Raw genomic sequence first — 22546 nt, forward strand, 5'->3', positions numbered from 1 at the left:
AGGTTATCAATGGGTTATTGAGAGATAATAACGGTATGCCTATTGATATCACCTCTCTCCCAGATGATCCAGCAGCACTCAAAAAGCTGTTGTCTGAAGTTGTTGCCCGTAACCAGTTCTTAGAAGAGCAGTTCCGCTTGGCTCAACAAAAACAGTTTGGTGCCAGTAGCGAAGGCTATCCTGGTCAAGGTGAATTGTTTAATGAAGCGGAAGAGCTGGTTGAACAATCCGAAGTTGAGCCAGAGCAAGAAAACATCAGCTACGCCCGCAATAAACCTAAGCGTAAACCGTTACCAAACAACTTACCTCGTGAAGTTGTAGTGCACGATATTGCTGATGAAGATAAAGTCTGCGCTTGTTGTCATGGTGAATTACACAAGATAAGCGAAGATAAAAGTGAAAAGTTGGAATTCATCCCAGCCCAAGTCAAAGTGATTGAACATATCCGTCCCAAATATAGCTGCAGGGCCTGTGAAAAAGATGGGATAAGCAATCACATCAAACAAGCCCTGGTACCGAATTCTGTTATCCCTAAAGGCTACGCTACTCCAAGTTTACTGTCCCAAATCATCAGCAGTAAATATCAATATGGTTTGCCACTGTATCGCCAAGAAGCCATGTTCAAACAATACGGGATTGAACTAAGCCGTAAAACCATGGCCGATTGGGTGATAAAAAGTGCTGACATCCTGCAAGTACTGTATGACAAGCTCAGGCAAACCTTATTACAGCAATCTGTTATTCAGGCCGATGAAACCACGTTAAAAGTGGTAAACGAAGACAAAGCGACCAGTTATATGTGGTTATATGCCACAGGCGCCGACTCGCCAGAAGGAAAATTAGTCAATGCAGACATACCCAATATCGTGCTGTTTGATTACCATAACAGCCGAAGTGGCCAATGCGCAGTAGACTTTTTAGGGGCGTACTCAGGCTATCTGCAAGTAGATGGTTATGCGGGTTATCATAAAACCCAAGCCACACTTGCAGGCTGTTGGGCTCATGCGAGACGTAAATTCGTAGAAGCCAAAACTGCGCAAGGCAAGAAGCCAAGCGGCAAAGCCGACTGGGCCCTGAATCACATTCAAAAGCTGTATCGAATTGAAACCAGTATAAAAGACAAGTCTATTGATGAACGCTACCAAACACGGCAAGAAAAAAGCCTACCGTTACTTAAGCAATTTGAACAATGGCTGATAAAGTCAGAACAACAAGTACTGCCCAAAACTAAACTGGGCGAAGCAATTACCTACTGCTTAAATCAATGGGAAAAATTAACCGTTTACCGCAAAGATGGCAGATTAAGCATCGATAACAACCGTGCTGAGCGAGCCATAAAGACCTTCGTGATAGGCAGAAAAAACTGGTTGTTTAGTCAAACAGCCAAGGGCGCAAAGGCCAGCGCAGTTCTCTACTCAATTATCGAAACTGCCAAAGCCAACGGCCTCACGCCCTTCGATTACCTAAATCATCTGTTAGAGCATATCAGCCAACCGGATTACGACATCGAAAACCTATTACCATGGAATACCAATAACAACTAGGTGGGATCACCGGACGCTTACTAATGAACAGCAAGCTGTTCTACCCCGCGGTCATCCTTCACGAAGTGGATTCCCGGACCTAAGCGTAGCTTAGCTCGTTCCAGCGGCAGGAACTGCGTTCCTAAAAGACTCCGCTTCCACCCCCATGCGAGAGTAGCACACTGCCAGACTCCTATTTAAGTACTAAGCCACCTCATTGAGGTGGCTTTTTGCGTTTTGGAACATTGATAAATTTAAAGTAGTCAAATACACGTCCTTGATGATATGCACCCGGTCTTGCCATCCTTGGCAAGCCATTCAGGCAGACGGCACATGCGCCTAAAGAGACTGCCTTCATCCAGACTCCCAATTAATACCAATCCATCTTAATTTGTGATCATATTAATACCATTTTCACTAAGTTTGTGATCTAATTGAGTTATGTATTCTTATCTTAATTCTTCTCATGCATAGCTTAAAAAATATCGATTTTTCGACACTCATAGCGAAGGAAAAAAATGCTCGGATGCGAGTCAGATTAATGGCCCTTTCACATATTCAACAAGGCGTTAATCGCACGCAAGCGGCTCGGTATCTGCACGTCAGCCGTAGAATGGTGAATGAGTGGGTGAAGCGCTTCAACCAAGATGGTTTGGACGGATTAAAGGAAAAGCCGCGCTCTGGTCGGCCTTGTGCTTTATCAGCTGAGCAACTGCAGACGTTGAAAATTTACATTGAGTCTCATGCCATAAAACCTGATGGTGGAAGGCTCAAAGGCACACTCATCATTGACTATGTGAAGCAAGAATTTGGTATTACCTATGGCCTGACTAACATATATCGTCTACTGCATCAGCTAGGGTTTTCTTGGATAACCAGTCGCTCTAAGCACCCTAAGCAGTCCCAAGAAGCTCAAGACGAGTTTAAAAAAACTGCAGATTGAAACGATCAAATTGATCCCAGGCCATGTCACACTGGATAAAGTCGATATTTGGTTTCAATATGAGGCTAGAATAGGTCAACAGAACACCACTACACGTTTATGGGCAAACAAAGGTAGTCGCCCTAGAGCGGTCAAGCAACAACAGTTTGAGTATGCGCATTTATTTGGGGCTGTATGCCCAGCGACAGGTGAAACAGAAGCCTTGATAACCCCTGTGGTGAACAAAGACATTATGAGACAACATTTACAATTAATATCAAATCGCACACAACTGGATCGCTATGCAGTAGTGATTATGGATGGTGCGGGTTGGCATACAGACGATATTGCGCATGACCTAGATAACGTGAGTATCATCAAGCTTCCGCCCTATTCTCCAGAGCTAAACCCAATCGAGCAGGTATGGCAATGGCTTAGGCAAAATGAGTTGGCCAATCAATGCTTTGATAGCTATGAGGATATTGTCATACAATGCAGTCGGGCATGGAATAACTTTATCAGCGATAAAGAAAAGGTTATCAAATTGTGCGCCAGAAATTGGGCACAGGTGGGAAATTAATTATCGTGATTGGTATAAGCCACTCTCTAGAGCACATTTTTGTGACTCTTTTTGTACAGTTTAAAAATTGATTCCAAGCTGCACATACTTTTGAAACAATGTCCTCATAATCTCTAAAACTCTGATTGCATAAATAGTGTTGTCTCAGCCAACTCCATACTTGTTCAGTTGGGTTTAAGTTCCGGTGAATAGGGTGGTAATTTAATAATACTCATATTGTCGATATCTTTGGCAATGTCATTTGTATGCCAACTCGCGCCATCCATGATCACCACTGCATGTCGCCCTATCTCGGTCACTTCTGATATTTGCTTCAAATGTTCATGCATGATCTCCTTGTTCACCCAAGGCACTACCATTGCTTCTCCAACACCTTTGCTAGGACAAACCGAACCAAATAAGTAGGCATACTCAAATTGTTGTTGTTTGACCGCTCTTGGTCGTGTTCCCGTTCTGCCCATAAGCGTGTGGTGGTATTCTGTTGGCCGAAGCGGGCTTCATCCTGAAACCAAAAATTGACCTTATTGAGGGCCATATGGCCTGGGATCCTATTGATCATTTCAATCTGTAGTTTTTTTAAACTCGTCTTGAGCTTCTTGGGATTGTTTAGGGTGCCTTGAGCGACTCGTTTCGTTATCCAGCTAAATCCCAACCCATGAAGAAGTTTATATATGGCATTGGGATGATAATCGACCTGAAAATTTTCAGAAATGTAAGCACGTATATCTTGTCCAGTTAAACGACCGCCCTTTGTATTTAGACTTTGCGCTTTTATATAATCTGACAACTGCTGCCGTTGTTTTTGTGATAGATAGTAATCACGTTCCTTTTCTTTTTTAGCTTCAAGCCCTGCTACACCAAGGGATAAATAGGCGGCAACCCAACAATTGACACTCCGACGGCTGACCTATACGTGCTATTTCTGTTCGGTTTTTACCATCAACAAAGTGAGAAACCGCCAATAATCGAAGTCGTTTACGAGCATTGGTTTCAGCACTAGACAGTGAGAGTAAATGTTGTGAAGTATCAAGTTTCAAAATCGTATAAAGGGTGAGTAAATATTAATGTAATTAGATCATAAATTTAAACTAATTGGTATAAGGCTTTAGAGGCGAATTTATCAGATAAAGGCGTCATGCTAATCACCATAGTTCGTAAAAATATGAAAGCAAAAGCCATGTCATTGTGGGATAGGGCCATGCTTTTAAAACGCTTTATTATTGGGACAATAAATGACCAACTAAAGAACATTTCGTTCATTGAACACTCAAGGCTCCGCAGTATGAATGGATTTATGCTCAGTTTACTCGCATGATGGGTGGCTTATTGCTTAAAGAAAGATAAGCCATCCCTGATAATATTGACGTTGAGAGAAATTCGATGGTCGTTGCTTAAACCTATTCTGGAGTTAGGTATTACTATAATATTTTGTATTTCATGTGACATACAAAATATTATTGTAATACAATTGAAATTTTAGACAAACTCACTTAGTCTATCTAACCTGAACTCAGATTAACAAATGTCATGTAAATTTAATAAATACCTAAAATTCAACAGGTTAAAAATATACATTCATTTTGGTTTACATCAACGCTAACTCGATGGTCAAATTTTTCGTGGATAGCAAAGCTGATTTTGTACGCAATAGCTGGCTGTTGTTAGAAAATCAAATGCCGCTAGGCGCAAAAAGAGCGTTATTGAGAGGCTCGGCTTATCCTGAGTTCAGGTTATTTATCGTAATTTAGCAGGTTAAAGAATTTTATTTAGTTATTAATAACGAGGATTTATGAGAAAAAAAATAAGCATATCAATTTGCTGTGCGTTGTTATCGTTAGCAGGAGTGCAGCAATCAGCTATAGCTTCAACGGCTAATAATACAATTGTTAAGGCTGACGAAAAACTACAATTTGATCGTTCTAAGGATTTGCTATTACTGCAATACGACAGTAAGCCTGATCCTGATGATATTCATGCTATTGCTGCTACAGCTAGTATTTTGGCCCACCCAGATTTCCAGGATATCAAATATTATGCTGTGTCTGGGGCTTATGGTAAGCAGGGCGGAAAGTTTATGCATTCACCGGACTTATTTACTCTGGCATTCGGTGAAAAAAATATAAAATGGACTGACAGACACACCGACAATAAAGGGTCTGTTATTCGTCTTAAAAATAAAGTTCAAGAAATTATCAATGCCGGAGGTTATGTTTGGGTGGCGGAAGCTGGGCAGTCAGATGTGACTGCAGATTGGATTGCTGCACTTATTGCTGATGGAATGTCTGCAGCAACCATCAAGAAAAAGGTGATAGTAGTTCAACATAGCGATTGGAATGAAAAAGAAACGACCCCAGAAGATTTAGCTTATGTTATGGAAAAGTCTTGGTATGTGCGAATTGATGACGGTAATGCATCATACGGTATAACTGAATGGGGCGATCGTAGTGATTACAGTACCCCTGGCTATCAAGAAAAAGACAATACTTTTATACCAGCAGCTAAGAACTCTCCGCTGCCTAAAGCTAATGCTTTATGGAATAAAGCTGATGAGGTGATTTGGAAATATCACCCCGAAGGTTTTCAAGAAGAATGGTCGGCGCTTCATCATGGTGGGGTCGATTTTTCTGATACATCTGAAGTATGGTTTATTCTTAGTTTATCTGGCTTACATACTATAGATGATTTCTGGAAAGCTTTTGTTGTAGGAAATACAGGTACTACAATTAACCCTAATGGTGGCATTAAGCTTTCTGCTACAAAACAATAAAGCTGAGCAATGAATAAAAACAAAACGGCTAAATCTTCGATTAACTTAGCCGTTTTTTTGTTCCTGTAATAAGTTTACTACATACGATCTTTTGCATAAAAAACAAAGCCACGCCAGCCCAACAAAATAATAAGTAAACCAATGTTTAAAGCCAAGCTTCCACCACTACTTGTAGTAACAGGATCAAGATTTTTTATTATTTCATCATTTGTTTGTACCGCTACTCCACCCGGATCATCAATTGTACCATTAGCTATGCCATCAGCATCATTAGGGCCGCCGTCTTCAATAGTGAGTCTCAGGCAGATATCTCCTTCAGTTAAGCCAGCAGTATAAGCTGAGCTTTCTGGGGCTGGACAAACACCGTTAACTGCTTTAGTGGAAGCTAAGCTGTTATTGGCGTCTTCGACAAAATCTTGCCAGTCTTGGCTATCCGCATATTTTCGATAAGTGCCATATTTAGGAATACTATTTTGTAATGGCAGCACAATTTTTACCGAACGGCCAACAGGTAAAATATCACTAATGATAAAATCGTAATATTCATTTTGATGGCCAATATCATCAGCATTAATTAAGCCTGTGGCTTTGATTTCTTGCGCTGACAGCATGATCCCATCTGATTGTTGCAACCTAGCGTACTTTCCTAGTGTAAGATTTAAACCTGGCTCAGTTTCAACGAATTGAGTGATAGCAGAATTAACATGTATAGGTTGCACATAAGTGATGTCAGAAATATCCATAAAGGCAGGCAATCCATCAAGATCTTCATCGACAAAACCTTCTGCTATATCTGATAATCCATCACGATCAACATCCGTTGAGGATAATGCTGGTTGGGTTGCTAAAATAGGGATATTCACTACTTCTGTGACATTTAATGAACCAGTGCCACTGTCTGTTACTTTTACTGATAAAGACAAAATTTCCCTATTCGTAATGGGTAAGCTCAGGTCGTCTGGGTCGATTACTGTTACTAACTGATTGGCACTCACTTGCCCTTGATATTCAGTGGGGATATTCCATTCAATAATATGGGTATCACTGGTGTTAGAATCATCAATTTCTATGGTGATAATGATATCACCATCGTCTTTAGCTACATTTGATAACCCCACATTTTGTTGAGTGACTGTTACCGTGAGCTTAGGTGCGAGGTTTTCTTCAGTGATAGTTATAGTATGGGTAGGTTGTGAACCTTGGTTGATACCGTCACCAAACTCCATCACCAGTAGTTCATCGCCTTCTACTTGAAAATCTTGGTTTAACGTAATATTGATATAAGCCACAGTTCCCTGTTCGAATACCACAAATTTTTCATCTAATTCATAGTCTAAGGTGTCTACATTTCCGACCACAGCAACTGGTATGTTAAAGGGATAACGGGGTGCGGTACCTGATAATACAATTTTGACTTCGCTGGTATCTCCTTCAGCAAGGGTTTGGTCAGGCTCAAAATTGACTAATGGGTAAATATTAATAATTTGTTCTGCATAGGCAATGTTGCCTGCTTTATCAATTGCCTGCCAAGTAATGGGATAACGACCAGACTTTAATACTTGATCTCCAGACTCAAAACCTAGTGGTGTTAAACTGCAACAATTGTCTCCATCTAAGCCGTCATTAGCAGAAATATTGGTAGCCTCCACTAATGCCGTTTTGGTTAGCGTGGTGAAAATATGCTCGGCATTTAAATGTAATGCAGGAGGAATATTAATTATCGGCGGATAATCATCAATTAATGGATTTTTATTATCCTGTGCTTCATCACCGTTAATTGCGCCATCAGAATCACTGTCTAGTAGTGCATCGGCAGGATCTAAAGGATTAAATCCGTAAGTGTTTTCAAATTGATCACTCATACCATCATTGTCATCGTCTAGATCAGCGTTATTACCCAAGCCGTCATTATCGCTATCGGTTGTTTCCGCTGCATCTAATGGTAAGTCATCTAGGTAATCTAAGACCCCATCACCGTCATCGTCTAGATCTTTATTATTGCCTGTACCGTCATTATCAGTGTCAAGCCATTCAGTTGGATTTAACGGAAAGGCATCATCAGTATCTACAACGCCATCATTATCGTCATCTACGTCGGCATTGTTGCCTATAGTGTCATTGTCAGAATCAAGCCATTCGTTGGGATCTAACGGAAAGGGTTCGGCTGAATCTACAAAGCCGTCACCATCATCGTCGTTATCAAATACATTACCTAAGCCGTCATTGTCGGTATCGGTTGTTTCAACAGGGTCTAGCGGAAAGGCGTCGTCTATGTCTCTGACCCCATCGTTATCGTCATCACTATCAGCATTGTTGCCTGTACCATCGGCATCTGTGTCTAACCATTCAGCACTGTTTAACGGAAAAACATCGACGTTATCTAATACGCCATCCCCATCATCGTCAGTATCTAAATTATTACCTATACCGTCGCCATCGGTATCAAGCCATTCAGATACATCTAGAGGGAAAGCATCATCAGTATCGACTCTACCATCGTTGTCGTCATCGCTGTCAGCATTGTTGCCTGTGCCATCAGCATCTGTGTCTAACCATTCGGCGTTATTCAAAGGAAAAATATCTAAGGCATCATCTACTCCATCATTATCGTCATCTTGATCGGCATTATTACCCACACCGTCATTGTCTGTGTCTAACCATTCTAATAGGTCGAGTGGAAAAGCATCTTCTGTGTCGACAAATGAATCATTGTCGTCATCACTGTCAGCGTTGTTGCCCACACCATCACCATCTGTGTCTTTAGATTCGCTAGCATTCAATCGAAAAGCATCTTCACTGTCTGGAGTGCCGTCACCATCATCATCTGTGTCTGAATTATTGCCTATACCGTCGATATCAGTATCCAGCCATTCTGAGCTATCCAAAGGAAATGCATCCTCACTATCAACTATGCCATCATTATCATCATCGGCATCACTCAGGTTATTACCTAAGCCATCGCCGTCAGTATCGTCCCATTCATCAGGATTTAACGGAAAAGCATCAAGAGCATCGTCTACTCCGTCGTTATCGTCATCAGAATCTGCATTGTTACCGATACCGTCGCCATCTGTATCGGTGTTTTCAGCCATATCTAAAGGAGCGGGATCTACAGCATCTGGCACGCCATCACCATCGTCATCAGAGTCAGCATTGTTGCCAATGCCATCACCATCTGTGTCTAAATATTCTGTATTATCTAGCGGAAATGCATCTGAACCATCGTCTACGCCATCAGCATCATCATCAGTATCTGTATTGTTGCCTATACCGTCATTGTCGGTATCAATATATTCGGTTGCATCTAGTGGAAATACATCATCGCTATCAACTACGCCATCGCCGTCATCATCACTATCAGCGTTATTTCCCACACCATCGGCATCGGTATCAAGGTTTTCAGCTGGATCCGTTCTGAAGGCATCAACCCCATCGGCAAAACCATCATTGTCATCATCTGTGTCTTCATTGTCGCCAATCATGTCGCCGTCATTGTCAAACCATTCGCTGGGATCGTCGGGCCAAACATCATTGATATCGACTATGCCATCACCATCTCTGTCTGGATCAGCATTGTCACCAATACCATCATTGTCTGAGTCTAAGGTTTCTGAGGCCAGTAAAGGAAAAGCGTCATCAACATCTTCAACGCCATCGTTATCGTCGTCAGCATCTGTGTTGTCGCCAATACCGTCATTATCAGTATCGACTTGTTCATTTGGGTCTGTGGGTAAATCGTCATAAAAATCTATGACCCCATCGTTATCGTCATCTGAATCAGCATTATTACCAATCAGGTCGCTGTCAGTGTCTTCCCATTCTGAATTATCTAAAGGAAAGGGATCGTTTAAATCTACCACTCCATCATTGTCATCATCTAAATCGGCATTGTTACCTAAACAATCTCCGTCTGTATCCAACCATTCAAGTGGATCTTCCGGAAAGGGGTCATAAATATTGATAACAGGGTCAGCATCGAGGTTATTGTCAAAAGCATCTAATACCCCGTCGCCGTCGTCGTCAACGTCATCTAAGTTACTGATCCCATCTAGATCATAATCATAGTGGCGGGAAGGATCCGTGGGAAAAAGATCAATACTGTCATCATAGCCATCACTATCTGTATCTGCGGTAGTTAAGGGGGGAGGACCAGAGCAAGTGACAACTTGAGAATAACTTTGTTGCGGCCAAGATAAAGCAATGATCAGGATTAAGTTAAAGCTAAAAATCTGCAATCTTAGTCTGTTGGGCCAAGACGTTGCGCTGCTTTGTGTTTTTATTTTATACATTAACAATACTCATTCTTGGCTTATTTTCTGGGGTGCTTCTATATGTCTTAATTAGCTTAGCGGCCGTAATAAGTTGGACTAAAATCTAAATTAAACTTAATACCTAAAAATACAGAACTGAAACTGCCAAATTCAGACAACTTGGGATAATGCTTTAATCCTAGATTGGCTGACATTTTAGGAGATATTTTATAGTTTGCAGAAATGGCGACAAATCCATTAAGGTCGCCGGTTTCTGAAAAATATTTTTCTTCATTTAATTCGGTCCAAGTAAATTTGTTGTCAGTTAAAGAAGCGGCGACACCTAATTGATACTCCATGCTTATGCGTCTCATTGTAGGATTTCGCGATGAGGGCGGCGGACGATAAGAAAAGGAAACTTCGGCGCTGTTTATGGGAAACCTTAAATCACTATTGTTCCACTCAACGAATATTTCATCGTAACGGCTAAACCCTAAATTCCAGTAGAATGGACTTCTACGAGAGAAATTGTCGCTAACAACAATTGAAAAACCTTGGGTTTCATATTCAGTCCCTTGCTGTGCATTGACGCCAAGTTCTAGCGCTTGTGTAGGCAAAGAAACCGTCAATAAAGTTAAAACTGTGAAAAAAACGGCGATGACTTGCCCCTTTATTCCTATGTATTGCCTTAGCAAATGACTAGTACAGGTCATAAATTCCTCAATTCATAAAAAACAGCAGTATTATTAAATTGTATGAAGCAAGTATTAAACCAACCATGCCCATAGGCTGCATGGAGAAGTTTAACACTGCCCGTGATAAAGCATCCAACTATCTGTGATTGCTTGTTTATTTAACCAGATATTGCCTAAAAATAGCTGCTGGTTTTTAATTTGGTAGTTTGCTCTAAAATGAGTAAGTGTTTTGCCTCTTAGTGCAACCGTCAAATATTGGGCTAGACGCCAGTCAATTAGACGAGGAAATAAACGTATAGCTTTACCTTTTACCGCATAAGCGTTTATCAAGTGGCGCTCTTTTTTAGACAAACCACCTTGAGCTACACGTATCCAGTCACTGTAATTTGTTACTTTAGTTCGATTTAGCTTAGTAATTTGGTTGCCGTTTAATACTGCAAATTGTAACCCTACACACTGATACATAAATTGTATCGCGCCTTCTCGCTCTTTAGTATTTTCTGGCCAGGCAATTTGCATATCTAAACCTTCACCAGTTAATTGTTGATAAAGCAGCTCAACTGTTTGAGCATTTTTTGCTGGTGCTGCAGCCACTTTCGGTTGAGCAGTCTGTTTAGTGGCTACTTTTATGCTTTGACTGGGGTTTGGAGGAGGCGGCAAAACTAATGGCTCTAACAAAATATGCGGTTCAGACTGCTGCACCACCATTTCTAGCTTTTTTGGCGGACTTAGCTGATTATATTTAATTAATATCATTGCCAGCCAAGACATAAAAACAACGGCCAATATACTCCGTAAAATCTTACCAGCTAGCTGACGGTTGACTGAATAGAGCAACATTTTCGTGAGTTTTATTCAGCTTAATTAACGAGAGCTTGTAGTGAAGACATTTCCATTTTTTCGGCGATGTCTTGTAATCTCGCTTGTCGATTTCGTTGTATTTTTGGGTTATTAGTGACCATTTGTGTATTTCGCAATTGCACACCTAAGGGAATATCTTGGGGTTTAGTTAAAGGAACAAATTCTTCTGCATCAATAATATCTGTTGCAGAGGGAGCATCTACTATAGTTTTGTCTGTTTTTTGTTGCGCAATACGACCCATGATCAGTTCGTTTTCAAGTTCTGCAATCCTACTTTTAAGCTGCTTAATTTGCGTTTGTTGTGTCTGATTAAGATGCAGAGCCTGTTCTGTCATCTTGGTTTCTAGTGTTGCCAGTGTTTGAACATTTACTTGTTCCTCATTTGCGGTTTCATTAATGGCGGTTAGTTCAGGCTCGTTGTCTGCTAACCAAGATTGGCCTGCTGGACTTTGCATCACTAAATAGATTGCGCCAACTAAGGCTGCGATAAAAAATAGAGTTTTCATCTGTTATTCCTTTTCTATACGTGTATATCTTAAGCTAACCCAAGCTCGTAATATTGCTGAGCTGGGGAGACCCACTACTGTGGTCATAAAAGCCATAGAAAATTGTCTAGTGAGTTCACTAATAATGTTATTGACGGAGCTAGGCGTAAGGGGCTGATCTGACAAAGTACCAATGCCTAAACTGATACCCAGTAAGGTATAAGTAAGAGCTAAAGTTGAAATACCATTTGCCGCTTGGAGCCCCGCATCATATAAAAACTCGTTATTTTTTCCGGCTTTGATTGAGGCTCCGGCGACCACGGCCATTGAAAACAAGGCGCTAAAAAATAATACAAAACTCCAACTGAAAACGTTTTGTAGCCAACTGACTAAATCTAATACCGGCATTTGAGTCAGATAACTGGCAATGGCTAATAAAATGATACCTGTGCCAACAAATATGCCAATAGCATTACTGGTGGTAGGTAACGCTTTAAATGCCAGCATTATCTGTAGCCAGCTTTAGTGGCTAAAATAGCATCTGAAGTTAGCTGTAATTCAGACATCCAGTGTGACATAGGTGGCAGCTTTTTTTCGGCACTAGAATGCACTAAAAACGTTAACTCATACTTGTTAAAAGCATTCTGTGCTAACTGACTACTGTTAGCAGTGACTCTGTCATCACGTAACACCATGCGCTCCATATCCACTAAACGTCTATAGATAGTTTGCACCTTTTGTTGTCGTTGATTTAGGTCTAATTTGCTATTTAGTTGTGTGTTTATTAAGGCTGCTCGTTCTCTTTCTAAGTTTTCTAAACTTCGTAGACTATTCGCAGCCACTTGCGTACTCAGTAAGCTCGTCATAGCGGCAATCGTAAGTATGGTTTTCATAATGTTTTCCTTTTTCAAATAGGCCTTCAAAAAATCTTTTATAAAAATAAGTCAGCCACTTCAGCGGTTTTAGTGCGATTACCTTGGGTTAAGTCAATATTCTCATCGCCATAACTGATTTCGTATTCCAAAGCTTGTGCATCTAGAGCCACCAGTTTTGCCATATAACTAAACATCAGGGATTCTTGGTCCAATAGCGACTGCTGTGTGGAGGCATCCATTAATAGCTGGCGTACATATTCTTCACTCGTCACTTCTACATCACCTAAAGTGGGAGATGCATTGGCTTTGTGTTGTGAAATAGCATTTTTTAGACTTTCAACTTTAGCCAAATTCACTGCAAATTCATTGGCATAAGGAGAGCGCTGATCTAAGCCAGTATGCATCAAACTACTGTCAACTTGGGCCATCACGTTTTGCATTCTTTCACGGGCCTCGGCTTGTTTTTGTTTGAGTTGAAACACTTCCCCTTGAGATATGCGGCCATTTTTGTTGCGTAACTTGCCTAATACACTTTCATATAATTCTTGTTTCTTGGTTAAAGCATCTTGCCTTAATGTTTGGGCTTCTTGCATCAAATCTAAATAAGCAGATTTTTCTTGAACTAACTGAAAACGTTGGTCAACTAATGCTTCACCTTCGCTGTCTTTCATGAGGGCTTGCAAAGACTTTAGTTGAGAAAGTTTGCCTTGCATTTGTTGTTCAAGATCCACTAAATGCAAAGCCATGGGCGACGCTGCAAAGTCTTGTTGAATACGTTTTTCTATTATGTTGGCAGGTAGTTTGATTAACTTGTCACTGGCCACAGGATCCCAGTTTCGCCCGTCACTGGCTAATACTATTTGCGAAGCACCGAGGCTGATAGCTAGAATTAACGAGGGTATGACTAGATGCGTTTTCATCTTATATGCTCCTATTAGTGGCGTAGCCAATATTGATTACGCTCAATTTCAGCCCGTAAGTCAGGACTAATATTTAGAGCGGCTAATTGTTGGCGAGACATTTTTTGCTGGTTTAACAAGGCTTTTGCGGTATCCATAAAAGAGCTGTAATCGGCAAAATATAGATCTCTATCCGGAAATGTCGACTGGGTTTTTCTCAGTGCGACACTGGCCGCATTGATATCACCTCCTTTGACAAAATTCATCACTGATAAGGCCATTAACCGTAAGCCTTTGTCTGTATCTGGATGACCTTTTGGAAATTGAATGCCATTCACGCAACGCAACATGGCTTTAGCTGAAGCTAAGTATTGGGCAGGTTGTCCTGAGCGTTGAGCATAGCCATCCATCTCTATGGCTTGTTGCTCACAGGCTGTATCTATCGACTGATAATATGAGTAGTCAGGCTGTTGATTGATAACCTTTACCACAGGTGCGCTGGATTGGGTGGAAGAACATGCACTGATAACCACCGCCATGAATATGGCCGATAGCATTCGAGTGGTATGTTTGAATATTGCTGAATTAGTCATAAATAACTCCTGTTACTGGTCTAACAGGGGCTATAAAAACCTTAGAGGAGTTTTTTATAGAAACAAAAATGTAAAGTAAATTTTGTTTGTTGGCAGTATTCTAGATGTGGCAATATTAATCTTTACAATATAGTCAGTTGCCCTTCCTATAAGAGAAATATCTTGTACTTAACTTTATTTTTAAGCGCCTTTATCTCTGCCACTTTATTGCCAGGCTCTTCTGAGGTGGTCCTGAGTGCCATGATTTTGCAAGGTAATATTAATTTATTACTTATTTGGAGTGCGGCTACTGCGGGAAACGTGTTAGGTAGTTGCGTGAATTATTGGCTCGGAACCCAAGTTTTGCGTTTTAAAGATAAAAAGTGGTTTCCAGTGACTGAGCAAGGTCTTGAAAAGGCGGAAAAACAATTTAACCGATACGGTGTGTATAGTTTGTTGTTTGCATGGTTGCCGATTGTTGGTGACCCGCTAACGGTAGTTGGCGGCATATTTAAAGTACGATTCAGGACCTTTTTATTGTTGATCACTATCGGTAAAGGCTTGAGGTATTTAGCTATTATCGTCCTTGCAGTTGGCTTGTTTAGTCGCTAAAACGGCTAGTGGTAAGTCGTTTATTTTTACTGTTCTTTTCTATCAATCATTGATTATTAATGTCAACTACACAATTTCGCCCCTTATCTTTCGCTGCATATAAACGTTTATCAGATTTTAACAGTAGCTCTTCGAGAGTTTCGCCATCTTTTCCATAAGTAGCAATACCTGCACTGACAGTAATTTTTATGGTTTTATTGTCATGAATAAAAGGTGAACCTTTGAGTTGTTGTCTTATTGAGTCTACTAGTTTAAAGCAGTCTTTTTCTTCAGAGCCAACAATAAGTAAAGCAAATTCTTCGCCCCCAAATCTAGCTAATAAATCAGTTTTTCGTATTTTAGTTTGAATAAAACTCGCGATATAACGCAGGCTTGCATCGCCCACATGGTGACCATATTGGTCATTAATATTTTTAAAATAATCTAAATCAAAAAGCACAACGGCTAAAGGGGATTTATGGCGTTTGGCGTATTCAGCATATAGTCTAAAGGTTTCTATTAACTTCATGCGATTTGCTAAACCTGTTAATTTATCTGTACCAGCTAATTCAAGTAGTCGCTCTTCATTTTTCTCTCTATTAAGTTCATAAACATGCGCTAATGAAATCATCAAACATGCGCTAAAAATGATGTTCAGAGAATCAGCGATATTGACTGCTGTATCACTTTGTAAAAAACGGTAATGGTAAACAGTTGCTCCACAGATTATAAAAAATAGTGAGGCTAAAAAACCTTGTCTTCGCCCCATTAATAAGTAAGAAATCACAGGTATAGTTAGTATCCAAACAAAAATCGATACTGATGAGTTGGGTATATACATGGCATATACCATGGTAATAAATAATGGGAATAAGAAAACCATCACCCATAGCTGGAAGTGTTCAGTTAGTAAAATCCTACGCCATAAAAAAAATGAAAAAAGACCAAACATTAATTCTATTGTCGCCAATGACCAGAGGCCTCGATAAAAATTAATCACAGCAAATATCAATCCACCTACCATGGTCAGGAATAACAATACTCGCATAACACTGCGTCGATATTCTAGATTTTGTTGCAAACTATTCAGCATATAATTCTCTGGCTGGTGCTCTGTTGTCACAGAGTCTTTAAAAAACTACTTTTTTACCCACTTGCCATTTATCCAAAGATAAAGGCCTCTATCGGTTTTTTCATAAGCTTTTTGCGCGGCTAATTTTTCAACTTGTTGTACGGTAATACCATTTTTGGCAGCTAGTTTTACATACACTGCTTTACGCTTAGCATTAATATCATTCACTAAACTCTGTACATCGCTTTGTGCAACGACAATGCCTAAATAACCATTATCTTTTTCACCTACTAGGCCTTTTTGTTTAGCTTCATCTAAGCCTATGGCAAAAACAAGACTACTAAATAGTAGGCTAAGAATGATTAAAGATTTATATATTATTTTATTTTTCATGGGGTTACTCCTAAATTGGTTTAAAACAAGCTACTGTCGTCACTAAATACATTATCCAGTTCTTTATCAACCTTAACCCGAATTTCATGATCTATTTTTACATTGATATTGATTGTAATGGGCTCTTTTGTTTCCACTTGCACTGTGTGTGTACAAGCGCTAAAAAATCCTGTGGCCATTAGCAGTAAATAGGTTCTTTTCACTTTTTTTCACCTTGGGTTATTTTCTGTTCAATTCTGTTTTCAACAGAGTTGACTAATCGTATCGACTCTAACAAAGAAAATATATTTTCTTCATGACTATAATTAAAATTAACTGCCTGTTTTTTATCAGGGTTGCTGCCTTGTAAGGCTAAATCAAAAAATACCCAACCATCGGGAGTGAATTTCACCTTACTTTCTAGTTTCGTAAAATCTAGGTTTTCCAACAGCGCCAATTCAGGCTGTTGGGCTTTAATCGAATCAAAAGATGGGTTATCCACTATAGTTAATTTCCCACCAGATAAACTCGACATCCAACCATCTTCTACTCTGATCCCTTGTTGGTCCATAATCATCGGTACATCACCGTCAATAGTACCCGTTATTTTTATTCCAGGTTGTTGTTGCAGCGCCATAATTTGTGCCAAATCAATACTTTTGAAATTGACGTTAAATTGCTGATCTCGTCCATCTAACCATAGGTTAGCTAAAGAAAACTGACCATTGAATATTTCACCTTTTAGCTGTTTCATTGTGAATAAGCTATTTTGCGCAATAATCTGTGTTTCAATTTGTTCAATGGTTACACCCACATCAATTGATTCTATGAGTAGATTAGATTGAGCTAACTGAAGCCCTGCTGAATTAAACATAAGCGGCGTTTGGTAATTTATATTATTGATTAGATAATCTTTATATTTCGCTGAAACATTGTGGAACTTGACCTCACCTTGGGCCATAAACTCTTGGTCTTCTTCAGATAAAGTCAACTTAACATTGGCTGAAAGTTTACCTTCTTTAAGTAATGTTTTTGGTTCTAATTGTGAAATTATTTTTTGTAGATTAACAATATTTTGTTGCTCTATAAATATACTGGCTGCACTTTGTTGCTGTTGTAAAAAAATTAACCCCCCTTGTTCTAACTCAATAGTATGTTCACTAGATAAAGTTGAATTATTTAAATTGGTTTGTCCTGTATGACTCACTGATATGGGCTGGAAGTCTATGTTTTGTGCAACTAAATTAATGATTTTTGTGCTGCCAGTAAAGTGTATATCAGCCAATTCTTTGATGTTTATATCCATATTATTACTGATCGACTGCAGACTTAAGTTTGTATGCTGTAAATGAAAAACTTGGCTATTCACACTTAATTGTAAATCGGCTAAATCTACTCCGCTAAGTGAAAAATTGCTCATTGTTTTAGTGATATTTAGCTGCTCTAAGTGTAGTTTTTCACTATTAATCATGCCGCTCAGAGTAAGTTGATTTTGGCTGGCTTGGTTAAAAGAAAATTCACTAGTTAACTTAGCCACAGCCAATGCACCTATCTGTAAGTTGTTCACTAACAGTTGCTGTTTGTCATCACTGATTGTAAAAACAAGGGGGGGGTTACTAGCTTGATTGGTCGACTTTTCTAAATTGAAAAATAGCTTGCCCGAGCCCTGCAGATTAAACATTTCTGCTGTAAAGTGTGGGTTTTGTATGGGCTGCTTAATCGAAAATTTGTAGTGGCTTTCAAATTCGCCTGAAGTTTTATAATGCAGCTGATTCAGACTAATCGCTCGGTTGGCGTTTTGTTCATCAACTATTTGTAATTCTGCCAGACTAATTTGTTTGCTATTGACTGATATAGGTTTGGGGGCAACAAAGGATAATTGTGGTTGGTCGTTTGTTACAAAATAATTTTGTACTAAGGGACATTCTAGCGCCAAAAAATTGTTTGTTAGTTGGCTTAAATCAATATTCATATCAAGGTTGCTCAGAGCGACATCTATCAATAAATTTCCTTGCAATACAAGATCAATTGGGCAGTTTGATAGGTGAAAACGACCACTGATATCTAAGCTGTTATCTGCTTGTATTGTTTTGCCGTCATAGCTTAGGTGACTGCTGATTGTTGCCTTTTCTAAGGCGGCATCTTTTAATAACTCATGATTAGCTTGGGCTAAGGTCTGTGCTTGTGGGATATATTTTGTTAAATCAGATAATCGCCAGTGCAAGTTAGTCATTAAAGCATTAGTCGATATTGTGACAAGTGCATTTAAGTCGCCAGTGATATTTAATTGGTTATGGCTCTTAGACTGCAAGGTTAAATATATGGGTTGTAATAATAAGTAAGAGTCGATTTCTAAGTGAGCTATTTGTACTGATGGCAAGCTACTTGGTAAAGCCAGTTCATTAGTTTGTGTTTCTTCAATATTGTTGGCGGGTACAGGGGCTTTAAAATGTGTAACTTTGACCTGTTCTATATTGATTTCATTGCTCCAAGGTTGCCAAATAGCTTGGTTGACAATCAGCTCAGCCATAGGAGATGTTACACATACTTGCTGAATATTCAGCTTTAATGGCCAATCAAATGAAAAGTCTAGGCAACTAATATGTAACTCTTGCTCTTGAGTAAAATATTCTATGCTTTTGCTGACAATCGGTCGGCGAAAAATAAAGAACAACAAAAATACAGTGATCAACAATACTGTGACTTTTAAGGTTTTAGATAGCTGAACTTGCCTAAAAAATTGAGTCATTAGTCCTTGAGTAACTTATGTGTATATATGGTGGATTTAATATCTTGTTCTGTCAGCCAAGTAGTCAGTTTGGCTCTAGTTAACATATCAGGTTGCGCCATTGTTTCGCGGTATAGCCTGAGTTGTTCGACTTTTTCATCGATTAGTTTTTTATCTAGTGTGACTAAAAAATAACTGCGGTGCGATGTGCGATTTTTAGGTAGGGGAACCTGCCAACCTTGAGCGATCTTTTTTAGTGGTAATACTGTATATGCATCTTGAGCGACGAGCAAAACTTGCACTTGGGATTGCTCAGTTTGTAAAGATAAAGCACATAGTTGTTTAAGTGAAAGTTCAGCAAAGGACTGTTGAGTTAAATTGAGTAGCTGATTAGTGGTTTGATTGCAGTCTTGATCTTGTTGAAGATGGGCCACTAGCTCTGTGTTTTTATCTGTATTAATATTTGCAGAACTACTTTCTATGGCACTTTGCGGCAGGGAATTATGCTTTGTTTGAGTAAAAGTGTTACCCCAATAAAATATGATCAACAACAAAATAAAGCCGCTTAACATTAAGGGGGATGCCAAATTAACCTTGCTCAGTAAACTGTTGTTATAGGCTGACGTTGGCTGAGTGTTTTTAGCAGGCAAAGTCGCCGCAGCTTGTTCTAGATTGCTAATAAGTTGAATAACTTCATCTTTAGCAAGCTCAGCTCGGTTAGCTAACGGCACTAAAAATAGTACTGTAGCACCTAATCTTGTCCATTGTTTTAATTGTGGCTGAGCCAGTTTATATTTAATGGCTACTTCACCCACTGGCAGCACATGCAGGTTAGAGGTATTGACTTCACCTGTGGCACAAATGACCTTATCACCTCTTTTTATATCGCCATTACCCAACATTCCTTGAGCTTGGGCTAAGTGGGCTAAATACATGGCAACTTGCCAGCTATTACCTTGGTCAATACGGGCGCTGATATCGACTCTATAACTGCAAGCGCCGAACATTTGATGGATTATACCTACACCCTTTTTCACAAAGTTATGATAGCTGCTGCTGATATTGGCTGTAGTAGAAGTACCATTGACCGACACCACTGAACTGATGTCTTGGTCATCAATAGCAGTGATATTTTGGATTGCCACTAAACCTTGAGTGGTGGCAATAAATATATGAGTCTTCATCTTGCTAGTGATCCTAACTAAGGTCTGAAATTAGCATGGCTGACAGCAAAGACGAGTCAGAGAGTTTTGGTTATGAAAGGTATATAGCAAATTCGGCATCAAACATATTAATAAATTTCTGATCTGATTCTTCCATTAATAACTGGGTTTTACCATCTTCAATTGCTGGAAAGTGAAGAGAAGATATCACTTTCTCAGAACAAGCATTCAAACAAACCCCTTGATTATGATGTTTTTCAATAGGGTGAGGAATTTTTAGAATGACATACACCTGCCCCAAAAATTGTTTGTCGCGCTTAAACAGCAACTCAAATTCTGCTGATTTACGGCTAGTTATCTCTGTGACGACCGAACTGGCAGCTGCTTGAACAGGACTAGTAGCAAAAGCTAATGTTTCTAAAAGCTGGATATACTGACGGCGTAAAGGCAGTGATTGATTAACTTGTTGCATCACTTTTTGTTGTTCAACCTGTAGGTTACCTTTGGCCAGTTGTACCAAATCGTTAAATAACACTGTATTCGTATTCTTACTATCAATTGGGGTATGTATCTCGCGGTACAAACTTTTCGCAGCAAATACTTGCTGTTGAAGCTGACTAATATGTTTAGCCATGAGCGGCTCCATAAATTTGCTTAAACTTATTACTGAATATGCATAGGTCAGAGCGATAAATTTCTACCAACTGAGTATGTTGTTTATTTAATTTTGCTATGACTAACAAATAGCGGGCAACTAACTCTTGGCAGTAGTCGAGAGCTTCGCTGCCATCTTGGTAAACATCTAGCTCTGTATCTGATGGCAGTTGTTTAAAACCATCCTTATTGTTGTTTTTAAATAGGTTGGCCGCTTCAGATAACCAAAATTGTGCCTTAGTGTGCTGAGATAACCACTGCTGAATGAGCAAAAAAAAGTCTTCTTCAGATACTGTGGCATTACTTATTTGTGATCTCATCCATATTTTAAGAGTTTGTTGTAAATCGGTTGGCATTTGTTTGAGCATAATGCCAATAAATAACGGGTTATCCATACTATAAAATATGTGGGCAATCACTTGTTGTACTTGTTTACACTGTGTCTCAGAGTCATTTAATTCGGCTACATAGTCTTGGTATTGCCGAGCGGGGCATTGATTAAGTTTATCTGCCAGCACCTGAGGGGATTTTCGTTTGGCTTGTACCAGTACTGACTGCCAGCCAGCAAATATGTTTAAACGTAAAAAGGACAAAGGTAATTGCCTGGCTAACTTGCCGTGACTTAATAACGATTTCATCGGCTGATATTGCGCTAAAGTTAAAAACTTGGGCGATTGGCATAACCAAGTTAAATCTGAATGGCTTTCTGCTTGAGCAAACACAGTTTCTTGCACCCATTCGGCATTAATTTCGCCCGCTTCATTATTGTTCCCAAGGCTAAGGGCATAATCTACGTTGACTGTGTTTTCGACTATTTCTGTGGCAGTGATAGCATCCAGTAGGTCATCTAACACCGTGGAAAATTTAATATAACTGGGCTGTGCTGGTGGCTTTAACCAAAAGTTAAGTACATCTTGATCGGTTAAGGTTTCGGCAGTCAGCTTATGTTGTTGTAACCAACTACTGACTGCGCGAAAACGTTCTTGGGTGCTGGCTTCAGGAATGTGCTCTTTGAGGTAAGCATAAATTAGTTTTTGCAGCTCAGAAGACAGCTGTTTGATGGCTTGGCTGTTAGCACCTGCTAAGGAGTGTTCTATTCTAGTTAATTGTACTGGATCAATACTAATAATAAACTCTAACATTACAGCCAATACACTGATTCGAGTAGGGGAGATGGCGAACTCAGTATCGTTAATCTGCAGCTGTAAATAATTATCGTCGATACAAATCTGAGCTGTTTCCATTTGGATAGGATGACTAAAAGCTTGACGAAAACGTTTGGGTTTAATGTTTTCTTCTAACCAAAAAAAACTCAGTAAGGGCGAAGATGAAAACTGTGGGTGGTTTACCACCGCCCAACATAAAAAACTCAATTCGTAACATACCGAACCATAGTTGCGACAAACTATATCTTGGGATAGCTGGTCGACATCTTTATGATGATATTTGTAACCGGTAAGCCCTGGCGTTTCTTTTAGTTGGGCAAAAAGCGCTTTTAAGGTTTCGCTAATACCGTAATTAATAATACTGCTCATTC

19 protein-coding genes and 2 pseudogenes are annotated in these 22546 nt (G+C 39.6%); 5 read left to right on the top strand and 16 right to left on the bottom strand.

Translation table 11 applies throughout. The annotated features are described in order from the left end of the window. The first annotated feature begins 35 nt into the window (after nucleotides 1-35). Nucleotides 36-1544: an IS66 family transposase gene (locus GQR87_RS03035; RefSeq protein WP_158972858.1), complete on the top strand. Its 1509-nt coding sequence runs from the start codon at nucleotides 36-38 to the stop codon at nucleotides 1542-1544. A 445-nt stretch (nucleotides 1545-1989) separates the two neighbouring features. After that, nucleotides 1990-3025, top strand: a protein-coding gene (locus tag GQR87_RS03040) for an IS630 family transposase (protein WP_158966423.1) whose coding sequence is annotated in 2 segments (ribosomal slippage) — nucleotides 1990-2448 and nucleotides 2450-3025 — 1035 coding nt in all. Because the reading frame shifts where the segments join, the coding sequence is not laid out codon by codon here. Here the strand turns inward: GQR87_RS03040 and GQR87_RS03045 are convergent. Further along, a pseudogene (locus tag GQR87_RS03045) lies at nucleotides 2985-4062 on the bottom strand (IS630 family transposase). The gene GQR87_RS03040 and the pseudogene GQR87_RS03045 sit on opposite strands and share 41 nt — an antisense overlap. 62 nt (nucleotides 4063-4124) lie before the next feature. On the opposite strand from GQR87_RS03045, the pseudogene GQR87_RS03050 reads away from it, so the two are divergent. Next, nucleotides 4125-4337, top strand: a pseudogene (locus GQR87_RS03050) (transposase); the annotation flags it as partial. Between the two features lie 477 nt (nucleotides 4338-4814). Continuing rightward, nucleotides 4815-5792 (top strand): hypothetical protein, encoded by a 978-nt coding sequence (locus GQR87_RS03055; RefSeq protein ID WP_158966425.1) that lies wholly within the window; start codon nucleotides 4815-4817, stop codon nucleotides 5790-5792. 77 nt (nucleotides 5793-5869) lie between these two features. Here GQR87_RS03055 and GQR87_RS03060 read toward each other — a convergent pair whose 3' ends face one another. The 8 genes from GQR87_RS03060 to GQR87_RS03095 form a co-directional block, all read right to left on the bottom strand. Further along, nucleotides 5870-10081: a thrombospondin type 3 repeat-containing protein gene (locus GQR87_RS03060; protein WP_158966427.1), complete on the bottom strand. Its 4212-nt coding sequence runs from the start codon at nucleotides 10079-10081 to the stop codon at nucleotides 5870-5872. Between the two features lie 56 nt (nucleotides 10082-10137). Beyond that, entirely contained in the window at nucleotides 10138-10755 is a 618-nt protein-coding gene (locus GQR87_RS03065; RefSeq protein WP_158966429.1) for a hypothetical protein, read from the bottom strand. 90 nt (nucleotides 10756-10845) lie between these two features. Beyond that, nucleotides 10846-11508 carry a hypothetical protein gene (locus GQR87_RS03070; protein WP_233267383.1) on the bottom strand — a complete coding sequence of 221 codons (663 nt, stop codon included), beginning with the start codon at nucleotides 11506-11508 and terminating at the stop codon, nucleotides 10846-10848. A gap of 89 nt (nucleotides 11509-11597) precedes the next feature. Next, the gene (locus GQR87_RS03075; RefSeq protein ID WP_158966433.1) at nucleotides 11598-12104 is read right to left on the bottom strand and encodes a DUF2730 domain-containing protein; all 507 of its coding nucleotides are present in this window, start codon (nucleotides 12102-12104) and stop codon (nucleotides 11598-11600) included. Between the two features lie 3 nt (nucleotides 12105-12107). Beyond that, entirely contained in the window at nucleotides 12108-12590 is a 483-nt protein-coding gene (locus GQR87_RS03080; protein WP_158966435.1) for a hypothetical protein, read from the bottom strand. Further along, on the bottom strand, nucleotides 12590-12976 hold the full coding sequence (locus GQR87_RS03085; protein ID WP_158966437.1) for a hypothetical protein: 387 nt from the start codon (nucleotides 12974-12976) through the stop codon (nucleotides 12590-12592). The genes GQR87_RS03080 and GQR87_RS03085 overlap by 1 nt, the downstream gene beginning before the upstream one ends. A 38-nt stretch (nucleotides 12977-13014) precedes the next feature. Continuing rightward, complete coding sequence (locus tag GQR87_RS03090; RefSeq protein WP_158966439.1) at nucleotides 13015-13878, bottom strand: hypothetical protein; 864 nt, start codon at nucleotides 13876-13878, stop codon at nucleotides 13015-13017. A gap of 14 nt (nucleotides 13879-13892) precedes the next feature. Further along, nucleotides 13893-14450, bottom strand: a complete 558-nt coding sequence (locus GQR87_RS03095) for a hypothetical protein (protein WP_158966441.1) — start codon at nucleotides 14448-14450, stop codon at nucleotides 13893-13895. A 159-nt stretch (nucleotides 14451-14609) separates the two neighbouring features. Between GQR87_RS03095 and GQR87_RS03100 the strand changes: the two genes are divergently transcribed. Further along, a complete protein-coding gene (locus tag GQR87_RS03100) occupies nucleotides 14610-15041 on the top strand; it encodes a YqaA family protein (protein ID WP_158972862.1) in 432 nt (143 codons plus the stop codon). 46 nt (nucleotides 15042-15087) lie between these two features. Here GQR87_RS03100 and GQR87_RS03105 read toward each other — a convergent pair whose 3' ends face one another. The 7 genes from GQR87_RS03105 to GQR87_RS03135 all read right to left on the bottom strand — a co-directional run bounded on the left by GQR87_RS03105 (nucleotide 15088) and on the right by GQR87_RS03135 (nucleotide 22544). Continuing rightward, the gene (locus tag GQR87_RS03105; RefSeq protein ID WP_199271680.1) at nucleotides 15088-16113 is read right to left on the bottom strand and encodes a GGDEF domain-containing protein; all 1026 of its coding nucleotides are present in this window, start codon (nucleotides 16111-16113) and stop codon (nucleotides 15088-15090) included. A 45-nt stretch (nucleotides 16114-16158) separates the two neighbouring features. Next, nucleotides 16159-16485: a YdbL family protein gene (locus GQR87_RS03110; RefSeq protein ID WP_158966443.1), complete on the bottom strand. Its 327-nt coding sequence runs from the start codon at nucleotides 16483-16485 to the stop codon at nucleotides 16159-16161. A 20-nt stretch (nucleotides 16486-16505) separates the two neighbouring features. After that, nucleotides 16506-16664 (bottom strand): YnbE family lipoprotein, encoded by a 159-nt coding sequence (locus tag GQR87_RS03115; RefSeq protein ID WP_158972864.1) that lies wholly within the window; start codon nucleotides 16662-16664, stop codon nucleotides 16506-16508. Between the two features lie 20 nt (nucleotides 16665-16684). Next, complete coding sequence (locus tag GQR87_RS03120) at nucleotides 16685-19213, bottom strand: YdbH domain-containing protein (protein WP_158966445.1); 2529 nt, start codon at nucleotides 19211-19213, stop codon at nucleotides 16685-16687. Next, complete coding sequence (locus tag GQR87_RS03125) at nucleotides 19213-20376, bottom strand: hypothetical protein (protein WP_158966447.1); 1164 nt, start codon at nucleotides 20374-20376, stop codon at nucleotides 19213-19215. The genes GQR87_RS03120 and GQR87_RS03125 overlap by 1 nt, the downstream gene beginning before the upstream one ends. 70 nt (nucleotides 20377-20446) lie before the next feature. Beyond that, nucleotides 20447-20989 carry a hypothetical protein gene (locus GQR87_RS03130; RefSeq protein WP_158966448.1) on the bottom strand — a complete coding sequence of 181 codons (543 nt, stop codon included), beginning with the start codon at nucleotides 20987-20989 and terminating at the stop codon, nucleotides 20447-20449. Beyond that, nucleotides 20982-22544: a hypothetical protein gene (locus GQR87_RS03135; protein WP_158966450.1), complete on the bottom strand. Its 1563-nt coding sequence runs from the start codon at nucleotides 22542-22544 to the stop codon at nucleotides 20982-20984. The genes GQR87_RS03130 and GQR87_RS03135 overlap by 8 nt, the downstream gene beginning before the upstream one ends. Nucleotides 22545-22546 lie beyond the last annotated feature (2 nt).

Origin of the sequence: Paraglaciecola sp. L3A3, from assembly GCF_009796765.1 — a bacterium.
Taxonomy (GTDB): Bacteria; Pseudomonadota; Gammaproteobacteria; order Enterobacterales; family Alteromonadaceae; genus Paraglaciecola.